The organism is Streptomyces sp. NPDC043952 (genome assembly GCF_056435325.1).
Genome location: NZ_JBWKES010000002.1, coordinates 255,320 through 274,990, shown reverse-complemented (window position 1 = coordinate 274,990; position 19,671 = coordinate 255,320). Strand labels below are relative to the sequence as shown.

Sequence of the window (19,671 nt, the reverse complement as noted above, 5' to 3'; positions counted from 1 at the left end):
CGCCGCGCGTCCGGCCGGGCGCCCACACGGGTCATACCCCGTGCACCCCCGTCCGGCACCCGCACCGCGCCCACCAGGGGGTTCGGCGCCCGGACACACGGGTACCCGGCCGCTACCGCAAAACGGACGTACGCGACCAAGGGAGCGCGACCTCATGAAGGCAGTCACCTGGCAGGGCAAGCGGGACGTGCGGGTGGAGGACGTGCCCGACCCGAAGATCGAGGAACCCACCGACGCCGTCATCCGCATCACCTCCAGCGGGCTGTGCGGCTCGGACCTGCATCTGTACGAAGTGCTCACCCCGTTCATGACACCCGGCGACATCCTCGGCCACGAACCCATGGGCATCGTGGAGGAGGTCGGCTCGGAGGTCACCAACCTCAAGCCCGGCGACCGGGTCGTGGTGCCGTTCCAGATCTCCTGCGGCCACTGCTTCATGTGCGACTCCGGGCTCAACACCCAGTGCGAGACCACCCAGGTCACCGGCGAGGGGATGGGCGCGGCCCTGTTCGGCTACACCCGGCTGTACGGCGCCGTGCCGGGCGCGCAGGCCGAGTATCTGCGGGTGCCGCAGGCGCAGTTCGGCCCGATGAAGGTGCCCGACGGCCCGCCGGACGACCGCTTCGTCTACCTCTCCGATGTGCTGCCCACCGCCTGGCAGGCCGTCGAGTACGCCGCGATCCCGCCCGGCGGCAGCGTCGCGGTCCTCGGCCTCGGCCCGATCGGCGACATGTCCTGCCGCATCGCCAAGGCACGCGGCGCCGAACAGGTCTTCGGGATCGACCTCGTGCCCGAGCGGCTCGCACGGGCGAACCGGCGGGGCGTGAAGACGTACGACCTCCGGGCCTTCGACGACGAGAAGGCGCTGATCCACGCCATCAAGGACGAGACCGGCGGCCGGGGCCCGGACGCGGTGATCGACGCCGTCGGCACCGAGGCCCACGGCAGCGCGGCAGCGCGGCTCGCCCAGCAGGCCACCGCCCTGATGCCGCGCGCGGTCGCCGCACCCTTCGCGGAACGCTTCAGCGTCGACCGGCTCGGCGCCCTGTACATGGCTATCGACCTGGTGCGACGCGGCGGCACCATCTCCCTCAGCGGCGTCTACGGCGGCATGGCCGACCCGCTCCCGCTGCTCACCCTGTTCGACAAGCAGATCCAGATGCGGATGGGCCAGGCCAACGTGCGCCGCTGGAGCGACCAGATCATGCCGTACCTCACCGACGAGGACCCGCTCGGCGTCGAGGACTTCGCCACGCACCGGGTGCCGCTGTCCGAGGCGCCGCACGCCTACGAGATGTTCCAGCGCAAGGAGGACGGCGCGATCAAGATCCTCATGAAGCCGTAACGGCACCTCGTGGGTACCGGAGATCCCCGGCGGGGGAGGGCTCAGCCCTTCTCCCCGAGGATCTCCGCGAGGTCGTACCGCACCGGCTCCTCCAGCTGGGCGTACGTGCAGCTCTCGGGCGTCCGGTCGGGGCGCCAGCGGCGGAAGCGGGCGGTGTGCCGGAAGCGCTGCCCGTTCTCCATGTGGTCGTAGGCGACCTCGGCCACCCGCTCGGGCCGCAGCGGCACCCAGGACAGGTCCTTCTTGCCCGACCAGCGGCTCGGCGCGCCCGGCAGCCGGGCACTCTCGTGCGCCGCCTCCTCGGCCCAGGCCGCCCAGGGATGACCGGTGACGTCGTCCATCCGCAGCGGCGCCAGCTCCTCCACCAGTTCGGCGCGCCGCTTCATCGGGAACGCGGCCGACACGCCCACATGCTGGAGCCTGCCCTCCCCGTCGTACAGCCCGAGCAGCAGCGAGCCGACCACCGGGCCGCTCTTGTGCAGCCGGTACCCGGCCACCACGACGTCCGCCGTACGCTCGTGCTTGATCTTGAACATGGCCCGCTCGTCCTGCCGGTAGCGCAGGTCGAGCGGCTTGGCCACGATCCCGTCGAGCCCGGCGCCCTCGAACCGCTCGAACCACTGGCCGGCCACCGCGGGATCCGTCGTCGCGGGCGCCACGTGCACCGGCGGTGTGGCGTCCGCGAGGGCCCGCTCCAGCAGCGTGCGCCGGTCGGTGAGCGGCACGTCCAGCAGGGCGTGGTCGTCCAGCGCCAGCAGGTCGAAGGCGACGAAGGAGGCCGGGGTGCGCTCCGCCAGCGTCCGCACCCGCGAGGCCGCCGGATGGATCCGCTCGGTCAGCGCGTCGAAGTCCAGGTGCCCGTCCCGCGCGATCACGATCTCTCCGTCGAGCACGCACCGCTCGGGCACCCGCTGCCCAAGCGCCTCGACCAGTTCGGGAAAGTACCTGGTCAGCGGCTTGCCGGTGCGGCTGCCCAGCTCGATCTCGGCGCCGTCGCGGAACACGATCGACCGGAAGCCGTCCCACTTCGCCTCGTAGTGCATGCCCGGCGGGATCCTCGCCACCGACTTGGCGAGCATCGGCTTCACGGGGGGCATGACGGGCAGCTCCATGGCACCGATTCTGCGCGCGCCCGGTCGCGCGCGCCCGGCGTGCGCACCCATGCGCGCCCGGTGTGCGAGCCGCGCGGGGGGCGCCTACGGTGGCCGCATGGCCGAAGCGGTGGAACTGGAGGTGGCCGGGCGGACCGTACGGCTGTCCAGCCCGGACAAGGTGTTCTTTCCCGAGCGGGGCTTCACCAAGCTGGACCTCGCCCGGTACTACATCGCGGTCGGCCCCGGCATCCTGCGCGCCCTGCGCGACCGCCCCACCACCCTGGAGCGCTACCCGGACGGCATCGAGGGTGAGTGGTTCTTCCAGAAACGCGCCCCCAAGGGCATGCCCGGCTGGATCCCGACCGCCCACATCACCTTCCCCAGCGGCCGCAGCGCCGACGAGATGTGCCCCACCGAGGAAGCCGCCGTGGTGTGGGCCGCGCAGTACGGCACGCTCACCTTCCACCCCTGGCCGGTGCGCGCGGGCGACGTCGACCACCCCGACGAACTCCGCATCGACCTCGACCCGCAGCCCGGCACCGACTACACGCACGCCGTCCGCGCCGCCCACGAACTGCGCGCCGTCCTCGACGAGTTCGGCGGGCTGCGCGGCTGGCCGAAGACCTCCGGCGGCCGGGGACTGCACGTCTTCGTGCCCATCGAACCCCGCTGGACCTTCACCCAGGTGCGGCGCGCCGCCATCGCCGTCGGCCGGGAGATGGAACGCCGGATGCCCGAACACGTCACCATCAAGTGGTGGAAGGAGGAGCGCGGCGCCCGCATCTTCCTGGACTACAACCAGACTGCCCGCGACCGCACCATCGCCTCCGCCTATTCGGTACGGCCCCGCCCCGAGGCCACCGTCTCCGCGCCACTGCGCTGGACGGAGGTCGGCTCCGCCCGCCCCCGCGACTTCGACCTGGCCACCATGCCGGCCCGGTTCGCCGAACTCGGCGACGTACACGCCGACATGGACGACCACGCCTACTCCCTGGACGCCCTGCTGGAACTCGCCCGCCGCGACGAGCACGACCACGGGCTCGGCGACCTGCCGTACCCGCCGGAGTACCCGAAGATGCCCGGCGAGCCCAAACGCGTCCAGCCGAGCCGGGCCCGCGAGAACCCGGCGCCCTGATCGCGTACGGCACCCCGCCGGACGCCGAACGCTCGTTATCCTGGCGGTAACCGGCCGATGAGGAGTCCCGTGGTGCCCGAGGCAGTATCGCGTCCCACCCTGGAGGCCGTGGCCACCCGCGCCGGGGTGTCCAGAGCCACCGTGTCACGGGTGGTCAACGGCGGGTACGGCGTGCGGCAACCGCTGGCCGAGCGGGTCCGACGGGCCGTGGCCGAACTCGGCTACGTGCCCAACCAGGCGGCGCGCAGCCTCGTCACCAAGCGGCACGACGCCGTCGCCGTCGTCATCGCCGAACCCGAGACCCGCGTCTTCACCGACCCCTTCTTCGCCCTCCAGTTGCGCGGTATCAGCAAGGAACTGACCGCCCACGACAACCAGTTGGTGCTGCTGCTGACCGAGGGCCGGGACGACCACGCCCGAGTCGCCCGGTATCTCGCCGGGGGCCATGTCGACGGCGCGCTGGTCTTCTCCCTGCACCTGGACGACCCGCTGCCCGGACTCATCCACGACGCCGGGGTGCCCACCGTGTTCGGCGGCCGGCCGGGCTGGCGGGACCGTACCGGCACGCCGGTGTACGTGGACACCGACAACCGGGGCGGCGCGCGCACCGCCGTGCGCCATCTCGCCGGGCTCGGCCGGACCCGGATCGCGCACATCACCGGCGCCCTGGACCAGACCTCGGCCGTGGACCGGCTCGACGGCTACCGGGACGTCATGGCGGAGACGGCCGGCGGGGGCGGCGATCCCTCACTGGTCGTGGAGAGCGACTTCACCCCGGCGGGCGGGGAGCGGGCCATGCGCGAACTCCTCGACCGCCGCCCCGATGTGGACGCCGTGTTCGCCGCGAACGACCTCACCGCGCTGGGCGCGCTGCGGGTGCTGCGGGAGCGGGGGCTGCGGGTGCCCGAGGACGTGGCGGTGGTCGGCTTCGACGACATGCTGCCGCTGGCCGAGCAGTCCGACCCGCCGCTGACCACCATCCGTCAGGACATCGAGCAGATGGGCCGCCTGATGGCCCGCCTGCTGCTGCGCGGCACCTCCGCCGCGCACGGCGCCTCCGCCGTGCCCGGCGCCTCCGCCGTGCCCGGCGCCTCCGCCGTGCCCGGCGCCTCCGGCTCGCCTGGCGCCACCGCCCTGGACGCGACCTCCGTACTCGACGGCGCCGACCCGGTGGGCCTGGCTCCGGGACCCGGCGTGATCCTGCCGACCACGCTGATACGCCGGGCATCCGCCTGAGCCGCCCCCCGGCCGCCTTCTTGCCACCCGCCTTACCGCCTCACCCCCGCGCCCGCTCGCTCCCGAGCACCGCGAACCGTGCCCCGTACGGATCGGCCAGCCCGGCGATGCGCCCCACGCCCTCGACCGTCACCGGCGGGGCGCTCACCGACCCGCCGAGCCGCTCCGCCGCCGCCGCGACCGCGTCGGTGTCCTCGACCGCGAAGTACGGCAGCCAGTACGGCTCGCCCTCCACCCGGTCCAGCGGCACCACCCCGCCGAACATCGCGTCCTCCCCGGCGCCCGCCGGATTGACGCATGTGTACACGCCGTCCGGGAAGGACACTCCGGAGGTCTCCAGGCCGAGCACCCGGTGGTAGAAGGCGGCCGCCGCCGCGATGTCCGGGGTGTGCAGCTCGGCCCAGCACAGCGCGCCCGGCGCGTTCGCCAGGTCCACGCCCCTGGTCCGGCCGGGCTGCCAGACCCCGAACCGCACACCGGCCTGGTCGCGCAGGACGGCCATGTGTCCCTGGCCCATCACGTCGACCGGCCCGAACAGCACCTGCCCGTGGGCCTGTTCGGCCGCTCGGGCGGTCGCCGCCGCGTCCTGGGTCCGGAAGTACAGCGTCCAGGCCGGCGGCCCCTGCTCGGGCCCGCACCGCATACCACCGGCGACGGTCTTCCCGTCCAGTTGGAAGAAGCCGTACCCCCCGGTCTCCGGGCCCGCCGACTCGAAGCGCCAGCCGAACAGGGAGCCGTAGAAGGACCGCGCGCCGTCGATGTCCGGCGCGCCGACATCGAGCCAGTTCGGCGCGCCGTCGGCGAAATCGGTGGTGAGCATGGCCGCCCTCCTCGCGGGGTGCCGTCCCGTGCACTGCCGAGTCTGGCACCGCCCACCGGCGATCGCCGCCGGAGCACCGCCGGGCGCCCTCACCCTCGGTGACCCCGCAGGCCCGATCGGGTTTCCGGAAATTCCGCGCGCCGCCGTGCAACCGACCGGCTCCGGGGAGCATCATCGATGTGGCCGGGGGCCCCGATGACGGCGTTGAGCGCACGTTGATCGAACGTTTTTCGCCGGTCGGCATGCTCCTGGTCATGCACCTCGACACCCTCACCCCGGCCGACCCGACCTGGCAGGCGCAGGCCCTGTGCGCGCAGACGGGGCCGGACTTCTTCTTCCCCGAGCCGGGCAGCTCGGTCCGCGAGGCGAAGCGCATCTGCGGGATGTGCGAGCTGCGCCCGGCCTGCCTGGAGTACGCCCTCGCCCACGACGAGCGCTTCGGCGTCTGGGGCGGGCTGTCCGAGAAGGAACGCCTCGCCCTGCGCCGCACCTCCGGCTGACCGGCCGCCGCCTACGACCGGGGCCGGTGCCCCGGCGGGCGTCTCGCTCAGCCCGCGGCTCGCGCGGCCATCCGCGCCTTGCGTGCCGCCAGCTTCTCGTCGAACCGGGAGGCCTCCAGGTCCAGGCCGCCCATGAACAGGCCGAGTTCCTCCTGCGCCCGGCGCCCCTCGGGCCCGAGGCCGTCGATCCCCATGACCTTCAGGAAGCGCAGCACCGGCTGGAGCACGTCGTCGTGGTGGATGCGCAGGTTGTAGACCTCGCCGATCGCCATCTGCGCGGCGGCCCGCTCGAAACCGGGGATGCCGTGTCCGGGCATCCGGAAGTTGACGACGACGTCCCGGACCGCCCGCATCGTCAGGTCGGGCGCCAGCTCGAACGCGGCCTTGAGCAGGTTGCGGTAGAACACCATGTGCAGGTTCTCGTCGGTCGCGATCCGGGCGAGCATCCGGTCGCACACCGGATCACCGGACTGATGGCCGGCGTTGCGGTGCGAGACGCGGGTGGCCAGCTCCTGGAAGGCGACGTAGGCGACCGAGTGCAGCATCGAGTGCCGGTTGTCGGACTCGAAGCCCTCGCTCATGTGCGCCATGCGGAACCGCTCCAGCTGGTCCGGGTCCACCGCGCGCGAGGCGAGCAGATAGTCGCGCATCACGATGCCGTGCCGGCCCTCCTCGGCCGTCCAGCGGTGCACCCAGGTGCCCCAGGCGCCGTCGCGGCCGAACAGGCTGGCGATCTCGTGGTGGTAGCTGGGCAGGTTGTCCTCGGTCAGCAGGTTGACGACCAGGGCGGTGCGGCCGATGTCGGTCACCTTGGACTGGTCCTTCGCCCAGGCCTCCCCGTCCTCGAACAGGGCCGGGAAGTTGCGCCCGTCGCCCCAGGGCACGTACTCGTGCGGCATCCAGTCCTTGGCGACCTTCAGATGGCGGTTCAGCTCCCCCTCGACCACTTCCTCCAGCGCGTACAGCAGCCGGGCGTCGGTCCAGGCGGCGGCCGGGCCGGCGAGATGGGGGGAGGTGATCGTCACGGGAACTCCAGGGGGACGCCGAACAGGGAGCACGAGCGGGGGGTACCGGCGAGCGGGGCCGGGAAACCTACGAGATCGTAAGCTACGAATCCGTAGGTTACGAAACCGTAGGTTAAGGCGCCGTAAGAGAGTCCCGGTCAGGCGTACAGCTCCCGCAGCCGTACGGACAGACAGGTCACCGAGCCCTCCAGCTTCTCGAACTCGCCGATGTCGACGGTGACCACCTCGTAGCCGAGGTCGGTCAGCAGCTCGGCGGTCTTCGGGGCGCTCGCCGCCATCAGCAGCTTGTGCCCGCCGAGCAGCACCACGTGCGCGCCGGACTCCTCGGGCACCGAGAGGAAGCCGGGGAACAGCGAGGGCCGGTCCACCCTCGGGATGTGCCCGATGACGGTGCCGTCCGGCAGCGCGGTCACGGCCGACTTCAGATGCAGCACCTTGCTCACCGGTACGGCCACCACCCGCGCGCCCAGCGGCTCGAACGCGGCCCGTACCTGCTGCACACCGGCCGCGTCGGTCCGCGCGCTGCGGCCGACGTAGACCGTGTCGCCGATCTTCAGGACGTCGCCGCCGTCCAGGGTGCCCGGATCCCATATCCAGTTCACCGAGCAGCCGAGGGCGGCCACCGCCTCCTCCACACCGGCGGTCTCCGGGCGGCGGGACGCACTGCCCGGCCGGGTGATCAGCGCGACGTTGCGGAACAGGACGACGGTGTCCTCCACGAACACCGAGTCCGGGCGGTCGTCGGCCGGCTCGACCTCGAACGTCTCCCAGCCGTGCGCCCGCAGCGCCTCGACGTACGCCTCCCACTGCGCGGTGGCGAGTTCGACGTCGACCTTCCGCCGCTCGATATGCGTCACCAGGCCCTCGGCGAGACGCGGGCTCGGGCGGCGGACGAGGGCCTTCTTGCTGGGCACGACGGGCCTTTCCAGTCGGGGATGGGGTGCCTGCGCCGCGAGTGCGGCGCTGGTCCGCCATCATGCAGCCCGGCACGCCCGGCACAAAACCCCCCACCCCCCGGCCGGCTAGCCCACCTCCTCCGGCGCGATCTCCGTCAGTTCCCCGTCCGCCAGCAGCAGCCAGCGGGTGATGCCGATCGACTCCAGGAACGGCAGGTCGTGGCTGCTCACCAGCAGTGCGCCCTGGTACGACGCCAGGGCCGAGGTGAGCTGCCGGACGCTCGCCAGGTCGAGGTTGTTGGTCGGCTCGTCCAGCAGGAGCAGCTGGGGCGCCGGCTCGGCCAGCATCAGCGCGGCCAGCGTGGCCCGGAAGCGCTCGCCGCCGGACAGGGTGGCCGCCCGCTGGTCGGCGCGCGCGCCCCGGAACAGGAAGCGGGCCAGCCGCGCCCGGACCCGGTTGTTGGTGGCGCCGGGCGCGAACCGGGCCACGTTCCGGGCGACGGTCAGCTCGTCGTCCAGCACGTCGAGCCGCTGCGGCAGGAACCGCAGCGGGACGTGCGCGGTGGCCGTGCCCGCCACGGGAGCCAGCTGTCCGGCGATGGTGCGCAGCAGCGTCGTCTTGCCCGCGCCGTTGCGCCCGACCAGCGCGATCCGCTCCGGGCCGCGCAGATCGAGGATCCCCTCGACCCGCGCCCCGTAGGCCATCGCCAGGTTCTCCAGGGTGAGCACCTGCCGGCCCGGCGGTACGGCGGTGTGCGGCAGGTCGACGCGGATCTCGTCCTCGTCGCGCACCGCGTCCACCGCGTCGTCCAGGCGCTCCCTGGCCTCGGCGAGGCGCTCCTCGTGCAGGATGCGGTGCTTGCCCGCCGACACCTGGGCGGCGCGTTTGCGGGCGCCCATCACGATCTTCGGCTCGCGCTTTGAGTCCCACATCTTCTGCCCGTACCGCTTGCGGCGGGCCAACTTGACCTGCGCGTCGGACAGTTCGCGCTGCTGCTTGCGCACATCGGCCTCGGCGGCCCGCACCATCCGCTCGGCTGCCTCCTGTTCGACGGCCAGTGCCTGCTCGTAGGCCGAGAAGTTGCCGCCGTACCAGGCGACCTCGCCGGAGCGCAGGTCCGCGATCTGGTCGACCAGGTCGAGGAGTTCGCGGTCGTGGCTGACCACCACGAGCACGCCGGACCAGGCGGCCACGGCCTGGTGGAGACGGCGGCGCGCGTACAGGTCGAGGTTGTTGGTGGGTTCGTCCAGGAGCAGCACGTCGGGGCGGCGCAGCAGCAGCGCGGCGAGCCGGAGCAGCACCGACTCGCCGCCGGACACTTCGCCGACGGTGCGGTCCAAGTCGATGTGGCCCAGGCCGAGTTCGCCGAGGGTGACCAGGGCGCGCTCCTCGACGTCCCAGTCGTCGCCGACCGTCTCGAAGTGCCGTTCGGCCGCGTCGCCCGCCTCGATGGCGTGCAGCGCGGCCCGCCGCTCGGCGATGCCGAGGGCCGCGTCGACGCGGAGCGCGGTGTCCAGGGTGACGTTCTGCGGGAGGTAGCCGACGTCTCCGGTGACCTTGACCGTGCCGTCGGCCGGGGTGAGTTCACCGGCGAGCAGTTTCAACAGGGTCGATTTCCCGGACCCGTTGACGCCGACGAGCCCGGTCCTGCCGGGGCCGAAGGAGAGGTCGAGCCCCTCGAACACGGTGGTGCCGTCGGGCCAGGCGAAGGACAGGGACGTACAGGTGAGGGAGGAAGATGACATGCGGGCCTCGCGGGGGAGTGGGTGCGGTTTCGCGGACGCGTCTGAAGACACCGCGGGGCGGGAACCGAAGGGTCACCCGGAGGCCGTACGGAAAGAAAAAGGGCCTGTGCCGGAGGACGGCTCGAACGCCGAGGGTCGTACGCCACGCACACCTCACCGGTGCGACGCGGTGTCTTCGAACCTCAGACGAGCAACGTCCTTCTCCGATCGACGGCAACAGAACCGGGATCAACGGTAGGAGCACCGCCGGCGGGAGTCAAAACATTTACCGGCGCGGTTGTGCGCGTACCCCGGCCGGGCCCGCCGGCCGCCCGGACGCGCGCCACGCTCTCCCGATCTCCCGCCGTCAGGCGTCCCGCATCAGTTCCGCGAGATGGTGGTCCAGGTCGAGCTGGAGATGTTCGAGGCCGACCGGCACCAGTTCGCCGGTCGCCTCCAGGAAGCGCCGTATCTCGCCCGCGCGCACATGGACGACGGCGGTGCCCTCCGGGGCGTGGAACTCCAGCACGACGCGGTCGTAGCCGTACGGCCGCACCCGTACGTCACCGTGGCCCTCGGGAGCGCGCAGCCCGGCGGCGAGCAGTTCGCGGGCGAAGGTCCAGCAGACCTCGACGCCTTCCAGGGTGGCCGGGGCCGGGAAGGTCATCCGCACGGCGAACGGGTCGCAGCGGTCGTAGCACAGGGTGGCGGGAATGCTCTGCATGCGCGGTGCGGCGGCGACGAGGCGGGCTTCTACGGGCTGCTCGATGACGGTGGACAACGCCTTGCTCCCTCGTGACGGCTGGACTGCGGCCAAGTGACTCCCGGCACTGGAGGAGACGACGGAACGGGCCGGGGCGTGCACCTGGGAGACGAGTGACCTCGGTCACCGCGTTCATGCCCCCGCGGCCGCCCTTGGCACGTACGGCAGTCGGCCCCCTGGACGGCGCCCCGGCCGTGGGCTAGCTTCGCCCGCCATGAGGCGCATGGGGAACGCGAGGGACAAGAGGGACACAAGGGGCGTCCGGCGGATGGGCAGGCTGACGGCGGCGGGCCTCGCGTGCGGCGCGGCGCTGGCCGCGCTGACCGTCCCGTCGGCCGCGGCGCCCGCCCGCCCCCAGGACGTGCACTGGGCGGCGAAGGACCCCGGCACCCCCCAGGTCCGCTTCCGGGGCCTGGCCGCCGTCGACCGGCACACCGCCTGGCTGGCCGGCACCGGCGGCACCGTCCTGCTCACCCGCGACGGCGGCACCTCCTGGCGCGATGTCTCCCCGCCCGGCGCGCCCGGCCTGGAGTTCCGGGACGTCGAGGCGTCCGACGCGCGGCACGCCGTGGTCCTGGCCATCGGCGAGGGCGAGGCGTCCCGGATCTACCGCACCGACGACGGCGGGGCGAGCTGGACGGAGTCCTTCCGCAACACCGACCCGGACGCGTTCTACGACTGCCTGGCCTTCTTCGACCGCAGCCACGGCCTCGCGATGGGCGACCCCGTCGACGGGAGGTTCCGCCTCCTGTCCACGAGCGACGGCGGCCGCTCTTGGCGGGTGCTGCCCGCGACCGGCATGCCGCCCGCCCTGGACGGCGAGGCGGGCTTCGCGGCGAGCGGGCAGTGCCTGGTCACCTCCGGCCCGAAGGACGTCTGGCTGGCCACCGGCGGCGGCGCCCGCGCGCGCGTGCTGCACTCCGCCGACCGCGGGCTGACCTGGACCGCCACCGACACCCCGGTCCCGGCCGGGGACCCGGCCCGCGGGGTCTTCGCGCTCGCCTTCCGCGACCGCGTCCACGGCCTCGCCGTCGGCGGCGACTACCGCGCCGGCGAGCCCTCGCCGCGGGCCGCGGCCGTCACCCGTGACGGCGGACGCACCTGGCAGAGCGCCGCCACACCCCCGCCGGCCTACCGCTCCGGCGTCGCCTGGCTGCCGCACAGCCGCGCCGCGGCGCTCGCCGTCGGCCCCACCGGCACCGATCTGACCACGGACGGCGGCCGCACCTGGCGCACGATCGACTCCGGCTCGTACGACACCGTCTCCTGCACCCCCGACCTCGGCTGCTGGGCGGCCGGCGAGCAGGGCAGGGTGGCCCGGCTGGAACGGTGAGGTAGGCGCGCCGGGAGCCGGGTACTCGCGCCCCGAAGGCGTCGTACGAGCCTTCGAGGTGAAAGGAGCGATCATGCCAGCCGGTTCCAGCCCCAAGCGCGAACGCCAGTACGAGCACATCAAGGAGAGCGCGCAGGAGCGGGGCGAGAGCGCGGGACGCGCCAAGGAGATCGCCGCGCGGACCGTCAACAAGGAGCGCGCGCGGTCCGGCGAGTCCAAGACCGCGAGCCGCACCTCCACCCAGGACATGTCGTCCAGCAGGCGCGGCGGGCAGCGGTCGGGCAACCGCACCGGCCCCCAGGGCCCGACCCGCGACCAGTTGTACAACGAGGCGCGGCAGCGCGGCATCGAGGGCCGCTCGCACATGAACAAGGACCAGTTGCAGCGCGCGCTGAACGCCAGGAAGGGCTGAGCCGGCGCGGGGAACGCGCCGACCCCGGCGGCGGGGCGGTCCGGCGCGGGCACGTACAGTCGGCCGTCATGACGACCGCAGGCGTACCGGCGGGCTGGCCGGCCAGCGAGGAAGAGGCCCGCGCGGTCCAGGACGAACTGCGCGGCCGGGTGGTGCTCGACGAGCCGGGCCCGCCGCCGGGCGAGGGCCATGTGACCGGGGTGGACGTGGCCTACGACGACGAGCGCGACCTGGTCGCCGCCGCGGCCGTCGTCCTGGACGCCGCCACGCTCGGCGTCGTCGCCGAGTCGACCGCCGTCGGCCGGGTGTCCTTCCCCTACGTCCCCGGACTGCTCGCCTTCCGCGAACTGCCCGCGGTCCTGGCCGCGCTGGACTCCCTGCCCTGCGCGCCCGGCCTGGTGGTGTGCGACGGCTACGGCCTCGCCCACCCCCGCCGCTTCGGCCTGGCGAGCCACCTGGGCGTGCTCACCGGCCTGCCCGCCATCGGCGTCGCCAAGAACCCGTTCACCTTCACCTACGACGACCCCGCCGCGGCCCGCGGCAGCTCCGCCCCGCTGCTCGCCGGCGCCGAGGAGGTCGGCCGCGCCCTTCGCACGCGCGACGCCGTCAAACCCGTCTTCGTCTCCGTCGGCCACCGCGTGTCGCTGTCCAACGCCCTCGCCCACACGCTGGCCCTCACCCCGGCCTACCGCCTCCCCGAGACCACCCGGCACGCGGACGGGTTGTGCCGCAGGGCGCTCAAGGAGGCGGCGCGGGAAACGGCCGCTCAGCCGGCGGCGAGCCGCCAGACACCGACTTCCTTGTACTCCGAGTCGTAGACGGGCGAGCCGTCGCCGGGCTCCAGCGCGTAGTGGTGCAGATTGCCGCCCCAGTAGCGCAGGATCCGGCCCAGCTCGGCGGCCCGCTCCTGCGCCGTCGCGTTCTCGTCCACGGTCACCTCGAGTACGAACTTCACGGTTCTCGCGCCTCCTTGGGCCTCGTCCGGTCGGAGCGCCGATCGTCGCACGGGGGCGCCCGCGCACCGCATGGTTCCGGCCGCTACCGTCGCGCCGCCACCCGGAACGTGATCCCCGCCGCCCGCAGCCGCCGCGTCAGCGCGTCGCCCATCGCCTCGGCCGTCGTCACCTGGCCGGACGTTTTCGGCAGGTCGTCGAGGGCCAGGCAGAGCGCGGCCTCGGCGAACATCTTGGCGGTCTCGTCGTAGCCGGGGTCGCCGCCCGCGACCTCGGTGTAGACACGCCGGCCGCCGCCCTCGCCGACGAAGCGGACCGAGAACCAGCTCCTGGCCCGCCTCTCGGCACTGGGGCCCTCGCCCGGACGGAGCCGTCCGGACAGCCAGTGGCGCAAGGGCGGCAACTGGGCGGCGGCCACCGCCGCGCCGACCGCGGCCGTCCCGCCGAGCGCGACGGGCAGCCGGCGGACGGCCGCGAAGTGCCGGTAGCGGAAGTCGGGCCCGTACCGGTCGAGGACGCGTGCCGAACGGCTCACGATCCGCGGGTCGATGGTGGGCAGCGGCAGCGCCCACGCGCCGACCTCCGGGGCGAACCGCGGCGCACCCACCGGCGCGCTCACCCGGCGCCCATGGCGCCGCGGCTCGTGCCGGGCCCGGTCACGCGCGGCGGCCAGCATCTCCCGGCCGCGCGCGAACTGGTCGAGCGCCGAGGCCAGGGTGCCGCCGGAGAACGCCGCGTCGGCCGTCACATAGCCGTCCACCCGCAGCGGCACACCCTCCGGGAGCTGCCGCACCGTGAAGTACACGCCGAGGTCGTGCGGCACGGAGTCGAAGCCGCAGGCGTGCACCAGGCGCGCGCCGGTCTCCCGCGCGCGTGCGTCGTGCCGTACGTACATCAGGTCCACGAACTCCGGCTCGCCGGTGAGGTCCAGATAGTCCGTCCCGGCGTCCGCGCAGGCGGCGACGAGTCCCGCGCCGTGGCGCAGGTACGGCCCGACGGTCGTGGCCACCACCCGCGCCCGCCCGGCCAGAGCGCGCAGCGAGGCGGGGGCGGCCGCGTCGGCGCGCAGCACGCCGGGGTCCGCGCCCGCGGGCAACCCGTCCCGCAGCCGCCGCAGCTTCACCTCGTCGCGCCCGGCGATCGCCCAGCGCAGCCCTCGTGGCGCGTGCGCCGCCAGATAGTGCGCGGTGAGCGCGCCGACGAAGCCCGTCGCCCCGTAGAGCACCACGTCGTAGGGACGGTCCAGCCCGCTCATGACCCACCTCGCCTGTCCATGACACCCCTCGATCACGTCATGACCCACCCCTCGGTCACGCCATGACAACCCCTCGGTCGCGCAGCCCGCGCCGCTGTCGGTGGCCGAGGCTAGCGTGAGAACCGGGTGCCGCGGGCGGCCGGGTGATGTTCGGCCAGTACGGGCACTTGGCTAAGCGCTTGCTCGTTCAGGTCTTGTGCCGGATGGACGGCGTTCATAGCATCACCGGTGTTACATCAGTTGTGTCACACGCTTGGGGGGCGGCATGAGCACGGCGGCAGCGGCAGAGCGGGGCCCGCTCGGCGGCGTGCGCGTGGTGGAGCTGGCCGGCATCGGGCCGGGCCCGTTCGCCGCCATGCTGCTCGCCGACCTCGGCGCCGACGTGGTCCGGGTGGACCGCCCCGGCGGCCCCGGCCTCGGCATCGACCCCGCCCACGACATCACCAACCGCAACAAGCGCTCGATCGTGGTCGACCTCAAGTCCCCGGACGGCGCCGCCCGCGTCCTGGACCTCGCCGAACGCGCCGACATCCTCGTCGAGGGCTACCGGCCGGGCGTCGCCGAGCGCCTCGGCGTCGGCCCCGCCGACTGCCACGCCCGCAACCCCCGTCTGGTCTACGGCCGGATGACAGGCTGGGGCCAGGACGGCCCCCTCGCCCGGCGCGCGGGCCACGACGTGTCGTACATCGCCCTGACCGGCGCCCTCGGCATGATCGGCCGCCCCGGCGAGCCCCCGGCCGTGCCCGCCAACCTCCTGGGCGACTACGCGGGCGGCTCGCTCTACCTGGCTGTCGGCGTCCTCGCCGCCCTGCACCACGCGCGCGCCACCGGCACCGGCCAGGTCGTGGACGCCGCCATCGTGGACGGCACCGCCCACCTGTCCGCGATGATCCACGGCATGCTGTCCGCCGGCGCCTGGCAGGACCGGCGCGGCGCCAACCTGCTGGACGGCGGCTGCCCCTACTACGGCACCTACGAGACCGCCGACGGCGGCCATATGGCGGTCGGCGCCCTGGAGGAGCGGTTCTCGGCCGAGTTCCTGCGTCTGCTCGGCCTGGACCACCTCCAGGACGCCCGCACCGACCTCACCCGCTGGCCGGAACTGCGCGAAGCGATCACCGCCCGCTTCCGGGAAGGCACCCGCGAGCAGTGGACCGCCCTGTTCGCGGACTCCGACGCCTGCGTGGCCCCCGTACTGTCGCTGCGCGAGGCCCCGCACCACCCGCACCTGGCCGCCCGCTCCACCTTCACCGACCACGGCGGCATCACCCAGCCCGCCCCCGCGCCCCGCTTCTCCGCCACCCCGACCGCCGTCCGCACCGGACCCGCGCTGCCCGGCGCCGACACCGAGGCCGTGGCACGCGACTGGGACCTGCCCGCACGCGCGGGCGACCGGCCGGACGCGGGCGCCGCCACTGCCCCCTAGCTGCGCGACCCGAACCCGCTCGGCCGACCCTCCCGAAAGGCACCCCAGTGAGCACCGAAGCGTACGTGTACGACGCGATCCGCACCCCGCGCGGCCGCGGCAAGGCGAACGGCGCCCTGCACGGCACCAAGCCCATCGACCTGGTCGTCGGCCTCATCCACGAGATCCGCGACCGCTTCCCGGACCTCGACCCGGCCGCCATCGACGACATCGTGCTCGGCGTCGTCAGCCCGGTCGGCGACCAGGGCTCCGACATCGCCCGCATCGCCGCCATCGCCGCCGGACTGCCGGACACCGTCGCGGGCGTGCAGGAGAACCGCTTCTGTGCCTCGGGCCTGGAGGCCGTCAACCTGGCCGCGGCCAAGGTCCGCTCCGGCTGGGAGGACCTGGTCCTCGCGGGCGGCGTGGAGTCGATGTCCCGCGTCCCGATGGCCTCCGACGGCGGCGCCTGGTTCAACGACCCGATGACCAACCTCGCCGTCGACTTCGTGCCGCAGGGCATCGGCGCCGACCTCATCGCCACCCTGGGCGGCTTCAGTCGCCGGGACGTGGACGAGTTCGCGGCGCTGTCCCAGGAGCGCGCGGTCAACGCCTGGAAGGAGGGCCGCTTCGACCGCTCCGTGGTCCCGGTCAGGGACCGCGCCGGCCTGGTCGTCCTCGACCGCGACGAGCACCCGCGCCCCGGTACCACCGCCGACTCCCTCGCCAAGCTCAAGCCGTCCTTCGCCGACATCGGCGAACTCGGCGGCTTCGACGCCGTGGCGCGCCAGAAGTACCACTGGGTGGAGAAGATCGACCACGTCCACCACGCGGGCAACTCCTCCGGCATCGTGGACGGCGCCGCGCTCGTCGCCATCGGCTCCAGGGAGGTCGGCGAGCGCTACGGCCTCACTCCGCGCGCCCGGATCGTCTCCGCCGCCGTCTCCGGCTCCGAGCCCACCATCATGCTCACCGGACCCGCCCCCGCCACCCGCAAGGCGCTCGCCAAGGCCGGCCTGACCATCGACGACATCGACCTGGTCGAGATCAACGAGGCGTTCGCCGCCGTCGTGCTGCGCTTCGTCGAGGAGATGGGCCTGCCGCTGGAGAAGGTCAACGTCAACGGCGGCGCCATCGCGCTCGGCCACCCGCTCGGCGCGACCGGCGCCATGCTCGTCGGCACGCTCGTGGACGAACTGGAGCGCCAGGACAAGCGCTACGGCCTGGTCACCCTGTGCGTGGGCGGTGGCATGGGCATCGCCACCATCATCGAGCGCATCTGAACTCCCCGCGGAACCAAGCGACTTCAACGGAGACGACTGTCATGACCGAGAGCACCACCATCCGCTGGGAGCAGGACGACACCGGAGTCGTCACCCTGGTCCTGGACGACCCCAACCAGTCCGCGAACACGATGAACCAGGCCTTCAAGGCCTCCATCGAGGCGATCGCGGACCGCGCGGTGGCCGAGAAGGACTCCATCCGGGGCATCATCTACACCTCCGCCAAGAAGACCTTCTTCGCGGGCGGCGACCTCAAGGAGATGATCCAGGCCGGCCCCGAGGACGCCCAGGCCGTCTTCGACACCGCGACCGCGATCAAGAACGCGCTGCGCCGCATCGAGACCCTCGGCAAGCCGGTCGTCGCCGCCATCAACGGCGCGGCCCTCGGCGGCGGCTACGAGATCGCGCTCGCCTCCCACCACCGCATCGCCCTGGACGCCCCCGGCTCCAAGATCGGCCTGCCCGAGGTCACCCTCGGCCTGCTGCCCGCGGGCGGCGGCGTCACCCGTACCGTGCGCCTGATGGGCATCACCGACGCGCTGCTCAAGGTGCTGCTCCAGGGCACCCAGTACAACCCGCGGCGCGCCCTGGAGAACGGGCTGGTCCACGAGGTGGCCGAGACGCCCGAGGAGATGCTGGCCAAGGCCCGCGCCTTCATCGACGAGCACCCCGAGTCCCAGCAGCCCTGGGACGTGCCGGGCTACCGGATCCCCGGCGGCACCCCGGCCCACCCGAAGTTCGCCGCCAACCTGCCCGCCTTCCCGGCCAACCTGCGCAAGCAGACGGGCGGCGCGCCCTACCCGGCGCCGCGCAACATCATGGCCGCGGCGGTCGAGGGCTCCCAGGTCGACTTCGAGACCGCGAGCACCATCGAGACCCGCTACTTCACCGAGCTGGTCACCGGGCAGACCGCGAAGAACATGATCCAGGCGTTCTTCTTCGACCTCCAGGCGGTCAACTCCGGCGCCAACCGGCCCAAGGACATCGCCTCCCGCCAGGTCCGCAAGGTGGCCGTGCTCGGCGCCGGCATGATGGGCGCGGGCATCGCCTACTCCTGCGCCCGCGCCGGCATCGAGGTCGTCCTCAAGGACGTCTCCCTGGAGGCCGCGCTCAAGGGCAAGGGCTACTCCGAGAAGCTGTGCGCCAAGGCCGTCTCCCGCGGCCGTACCAGCCAGGAGAAGGCGGACGCGCTGCTCGCCCGGATCACGCCCACCGGGGACGCCGCCGACGTGGCCGGCTGCGACGCGGTGATCGAGGCCGTCTTCGAGGACACCGCGCTCAAGCACAAGGTGTTCCAGGAGATCGAGTCCGTGGTCGCGCCCGACGCGCTGCTGTGCTCCAACACCTCCACGCTGCCCATCACCACCCTGGCCGAGGGCGTGCAGCGCCAGGCGGACTTCGTCGGTCTGCACTTCTTCTCGCCGGTCGACAAGATGCCGCTGGTCGAGATCATCAAGGGCGAGCGCACCGGCGACGAGGCCCTCGCCCGCGCCTTCGACCTGGTCCGGCAGATCAGCAAGACGCCGATCGTCGTCAACGACTCGCGCGGCTTCTTCACCTCGCGGGTGATCGGCCACTTCATCAACGAGGGCGTCGCCATGGTCGGCGAGGGCATCGAGCCCGCCTCCGTCGAGCAGGCCGCCGCCCAGGCCGGCTACCCGGCCAAGGTCCTCTCCCTGATGGACGAGCTGACCCTCACCCTCCCGCGCAAGATCCGCAACGAGACGAAGCGGGCCGTGGAGGAGGCCGGCGGCACCTGGACCGCGCACCCGGCCGAGGCCGTCATCGACCGCATGGTCGACGAGTTCGGACGCCCCGGCCGCAGCGGCGGCGCCGGCTTCTACGACTACGCGGAGGACGGCAAGCGCGCCGGGCTCTGGCCGGGCCTGCGCGAGCACTTCACCAAGGCCGGGCACGAGATCTCGTTCAAGGACATGCAGGAGCGGATGCTGTTCGCCGAGGCGCTGGACACCGTGCGCCTGCTGGAGGAGGGCGTGCTGACCTCCGTGGCCGACGCCAACATCGGCTCCATCCTCGGCATCGGCTTCCCGGCCTGGACCGGCGGCGTGCTCCAGTACATCAACGGCTACGACGGCGGCGCCGGGGCCGGTGTCGGCCTGCCCGCCTTCGTGGCCCGCGCGCGGGAGCTCGCCGGGACCTACGGCGAGCGGTTCGAGCCGCCGGCGCTGCTGGTGGAGAAGGCGGAGAGGGGCGAGACCTTCACGGACTCAGCCGCCTGACCGTCCCTCCCCGCTGAGCAGCTCGCTCAGTTCTTCGCGCAGCGAACGCTGGAACGTGGTCAGCAGCGCCTGCACCACCAGCGGGTGCATGTGCGCCGACAGGTCCCGCACATCACGGGTGTCCCGCTCGGCCACCTCGCCGCGGAAGAGCCGGGCGAGCTGACGGGCCGGGGGGGGGGGGGGGGGGGGGGGGGGGGGGTGGGGGGGGGCGGGGGGGGGGTGGGGGGAGGGGGGGGGGGGAAAGAGGGGAA

General features: G+C 73.3%; 18 protein-coding genes and 1 pseudogene. 10 read left to right on the top strand and 9 right to left on the bottom strand.

All coding sequences use genetic code 11. The features are described 5' to 3' along the window. Window positions 1-154 precede the first annotated feature (154 nt). Window positions 155-1,345, top strand: coding sequence for a zinc-dependent alcohol dehydrogenase (locus tag AC069R_RS03125; protein WP_478764022.1), 1,191 nt, complete (start codon window positions 155-157; stop codon window positions 1,343-1,345). Between the two features lie 41 nt (window positions 1,346-1,386). Here AC069R_RS03125 and AC069R_RS03120 read toward each other — a convergent pair whose 3' ends face one another. Next, window positions 1,387-2,457: an ATP-dependent DNA ligase gene (locus tag AC069R_RS03120; protein WP_478764021.1), complete on the bottom strand. Its 1,071-nt coding sequence runs from the start codon at window positions 2,455-2,457 to the stop codon at window positions 1,387-1,389. A 97-nt stretch (window positions 2,458-2,554) separates the two neighbouring features. Between AC069R_RS03120 and ligD the strand changes: the two genes are divergently transcribed. Next, the gene (ligD, locus tag AC069R_RS03115; protein WP_478764019.1) at window positions 2,555-3,574 is read left to right on the top strand and encodes a non-homologous end-joining DNA ligase; all 1,020 of its coding nucleotides are present in this window, start codon (window positions 2,555-2,557) and stop codon (window positions 3,572-3,574) included. Window positions 3,575-3,646: 72 nt separating this feature from the next. After that, the gene (locus AC069R_RS03110; RefSeq protein ID WP_478764017.1) at window positions 3,647-4,810 is read left to right on the top strand and encodes a LacI family DNA-binding transcriptional regulator; all 1,164 of its coding nucleotides are present in this window, start codon (window positions 3,647-3,649) and stop codon (window positions 4,808-4,810) included. Between the two features lie 40 nt (window positions 4,811-4,850). On the opposite strand, the gene AC069R_RS03105 is transcribed toward AC069R_RS03110, so the two are convergent. Further along, complete coding sequence (locus AC069R_RS03105) at window positions 4,851-5,630, bottom strand: VOC family protein (protein ID WP_478764015.1); 780 nt, start codon at window positions 5,628-5,630, stop codon at window positions 4,851-4,853. A 254-nt stretch (window positions 5,631-5,884) separates the two neighbouring features. Here AC069R_RS03105 and AC069R_RS03100 point away from each other — a divergent pair, with 254 nt between their 5' ends. After that, on the top strand, window positions 5,885-6,130 hold the full coding sequence (locus AC069R_RS03100) for a WhiB family transcriptional regulator (protein ID WP_397982999.1): 246 nt from the start codon (window positions 5,885-5,887) through the stop codon (window positions 6,128-6,130). A 47-nt stretch (window positions 6,131-6,177) separates the two neighbouring features. Here AC069R_RS03100 and AC069R_RS03095 read toward each other — a convergent pair whose 3' ends face one another. From AC069R_RS03095 to ssgD, 4 genes are all read right to left on the bottom strand, one after another. Next, window positions 6,178-7,155, bottom strand: coding sequence for an acyl-ACP desaturase (locus tag AC069R_RS03095; RefSeq protein ID WP_478764014.1), 978 nt, complete (start codon window positions 7,153-7,155; stop codon window positions 6,178-6,180). A 137-nt stretch (window positions 7,156-7,292) separates the two neighbouring features. Next, window positions 7,293-8,069, bottom strand: a complete 777-nt coding sequence (gene ddaH, locus AC069R_RS03090; RefSeq protein WP_478764013.1) for a dimethylargininase — start codon at window positions 8,067-8,069, stop codon at window positions 7,293-7,295. Between the two features lie 108 nt (window positions 8,070-8,177). Further along, the gene (locus tag AC069R_RS03085; RefSeq protein ID WP_478764012.1) at window positions 8,178-9,797 is read right to left on the bottom strand and encodes an ABC-F family ATP-binding cassette domain-containing protein; all 1,620 of its coding nucleotides are present in this window, start codon (window positions 9,795-9,797) and stop codon (window positions 8,178-8,180) included. Between the two features lie 346 nt (window positions 9,798-10,143). Continuing rightward, the gene (ssgD, locus tag AC069R_RS03080; RefSeq protein WP_478764010.1) at window positions 10,144-10,557 is read right to left on the bottom strand and encodes a spore wall synthesis regulator SsgD; all 414 of its coding nucleotides are present in this window, start codon (window positions 10,555-10,557) and stop codon (window positions 10,144-10,146) included. 250 nt (window positions 10,558-10,807) lie between these two features. Between ssgD and AC069R_RS03075 the strand changes: the two genes are divergently transcribed. From AC069R_RS03075 to AC069R_RS03065, 3 genes are all read left to right on the top strand, one after another. Further along, a complete protein-coding gene (locus AC069R_RS03075; RefSeq protein ID WP_478764008.1) occupies window positions 10,808-11,872 on the top strand; it encodes a WD40/YVTN/BNR-like repeat-containing protein in 1,065 nt (354 codons plus the stop codon). A 73-nt stretch (window positions 11,873-11,945) separates the two neighbouring features. Next, window positions 11,946-12,284, top strand: a complete 339-nt coding sequence (locus AC069R_RS03070) for a plasmid stabilization protein (protein ID WP_478764006.1) — start codon at window positions 11,946-11,948, stop codon at window positions 12,282-12,284. Window positions 12,285-12,352: 68 nt separating this feature from the next. Continuing rightward, window positions 12,353-13,102, top strand: coding sequence for an endonuclease V (locus AC069R_RS03065; RefSeq protein ID WP_478764004.1), 750 nt, complete (start codon window positions 12,353-12,355; stop codon window positions 13,100-13,102). Here the strand turns inward: AC069R_RS03065 and AC069R_RS03060 are convergent. Together AC069R_RS03060 and AC069R_RS03055 are read right to left on the bottom strand one after the other, a co-directional pair. Next, window positions 13,051-13,239 carry a hypothetical protein gene (locus AC069R_RS03060; RefSeq protein WP_478764002.1) on the bottom strand — a complete coding sequence of 63 codons (189 nt, stop codon included), beginning with the start codon at window positions 13,237-13,239 and terminating at the stop codon, window positions 13,051-13,053. The genes AC069R_RS03065 and AC069R_RS03060 overlap by 52 nt on opposite strands. Window positions 13,240-13,322: 83 nt before the next feature. Then, a complete protein-coding gene (locus tag AC069R_RS03055; RefSeq protein ID WP_478764000.1) occupies window positions 13,323-14,492 on the bottom strand; it encodes a saccharopine dehydrogenase family protein in 1,170 nt (389 codons plus the stop codon). A 265-nt stretch (window positions 14,493-14,757) separates the two neighbouring features. Here AC069R_RS03055 and AC069R_RS03050 point away from each other — a divergent pair, with 265 nt between their 5' ends. The 3 genes from AC069R_RS03050 to AC069R_RS03040 are packed head-to-tail and all read left to right on the top strand — an operon-like array spanning window position 14,758 to window position 19,420. Further along, complete coding sequence (locus AC069R_RS03050; protein ID WP_478763998.1) at window positions 14,758-15,918, top strand: CaiB/BaiF CoA transferase family protein; 1,161 nt, start codon at window positions 14,758-14,760, stop codon at window positions 15,916-15,918. Between the two features lie 47 nt (window positions 15,919-15,965). Continuing rightward, window positions 15,966-17,180, top strand: a complete 1,215-nt coding sequence (locus AC069R_RS03045) for an acetyl-CoA C-acetyltransferase (protein ID WP_478763996.1) — start codon at window positions 15,966-15,968, stop codon at window positions 17,178-17,180. Window positions 17,181-17,221: 41 nt separating this feature from the next. Further along, window positions 17,222-19,420, top strand: a complete 2,199-nt coding sequence (locus AC069R_RS03040; protein ID WP_478763995.1) for a 3-hydroxyacyl-CoA dehydrogenase NAD-binding domain-containing protein — start codon at window positions 17,222-17,224, stop codon at window positions 19,418-19,420. Here AC069R_RS03040 and AC069R_RS03035 read toward each other — a convergent pair. Next, window positions 19,409-19,588 (bottom strand): annotated as a pseudogene (locus AC069R_RS03035) (transcriptional regulator); the annotation flags it as partial. The gene AC069R_RS03040 and the pseudogene AC069R_RS03035 overlap by 12 nt on opposite strands. Between the last annotated feature and the right edge of the window lie 83 nt (window positions 19,589-19,671).

What these genes read in the sequence shown, in the direction of transcription:
- AC069R_RS03125 (WP_478764022.1), top strand. Translation starts at nt 155, where the DNA reads ATGAAGGCAGTCACCTGGCAGGGCAAGCGGGACGTGCGGGTGGAGGAC.
- AC069R_RS03120 (WP_478764021.1), bottom strand. Translation starts at nt 2,457, where the DNA reads ATGGAGCTGCCCGTCATGCCCCCCGTGAAGCCGATGCTCGCCAAGTCG.
- ligD (WP_478764019.1), top strand. Translation starts at nt 2,555, where the DNA reads ATGGCCGAAGCGGTGGAACTGGAGGTGGCCGGGCGGACCGTACGGCTG.
- AC069R_RS03105 (WP_478764015.1), bottom strand. Translation starts at nt 5,630, where the DNA reads ATGCTCACCACCGATTTCGCCGACGGCGCGCCGAACTGGCTCGATGTC.
- AC069R_RS03100 (WP_397982999.1), top strand. Translation starts at nt 5,885, where the DNA reads ATGCACCTCGACACCCTCACCCCGGCCGACCCGACCTGGCAGGCGCAG.
- AC069R_RS03085 (WP_478764012.1), bottom strand. Translation starts at nt 9,797, where the DNA reads ATGTCATCTTCCTCCCTCACCTGTACGTCCCTGTCCTTCGCCTGGCCC.
- AC069R_RS03075 (WP_478764008.1), top strand. Translation starts at nt 10,808, where the DNA reads ATGGGCAGGCTGACGGCGGCGGGCCTCGCGTGCGGCGCGGCGCTGGCC.
- AC069R_RS03070 (WP_478764006.1), top strand. Translation starts at nt 11,946, where the DNA reads ATGCCAGCCGGTTCCAGCCCCAAGCGCGAACGCCAGTACGAGCACATC.
- AC069R_RS03065 (WP_478764004.1), top strand. Translation starts at nt 12,353, where the DNA reads ATGACGACCGCAGGCGTACCGGCGGGCTGGCCGGCCAGCGAGGAAGAG.
- AC069R_RS03055 (WP_478764000.1), bottom strand. Translation starts at nt 14,492, where the DNA reads ATGAGCGGGCTGGACCGTCCCTACGACGTGGTGCTCTACGGGGCGACG.
- AC069R_RS03050 (WP_478763998.1), top strand. Translation starts at nt 14,758, where the DNA reads ATGAGCACGGCGGCAGCGGCAGAGCGGGGCCCGCTCGGCGGCGTGCGC.
- AC069R_RS03040 (WP_478763995.1), top strand. Translation starts at nt 17,222, where the DNA reads ATGACCGAGAGCACCACCATCCGCTGGGAGCAGGACGACACCGGAGTC.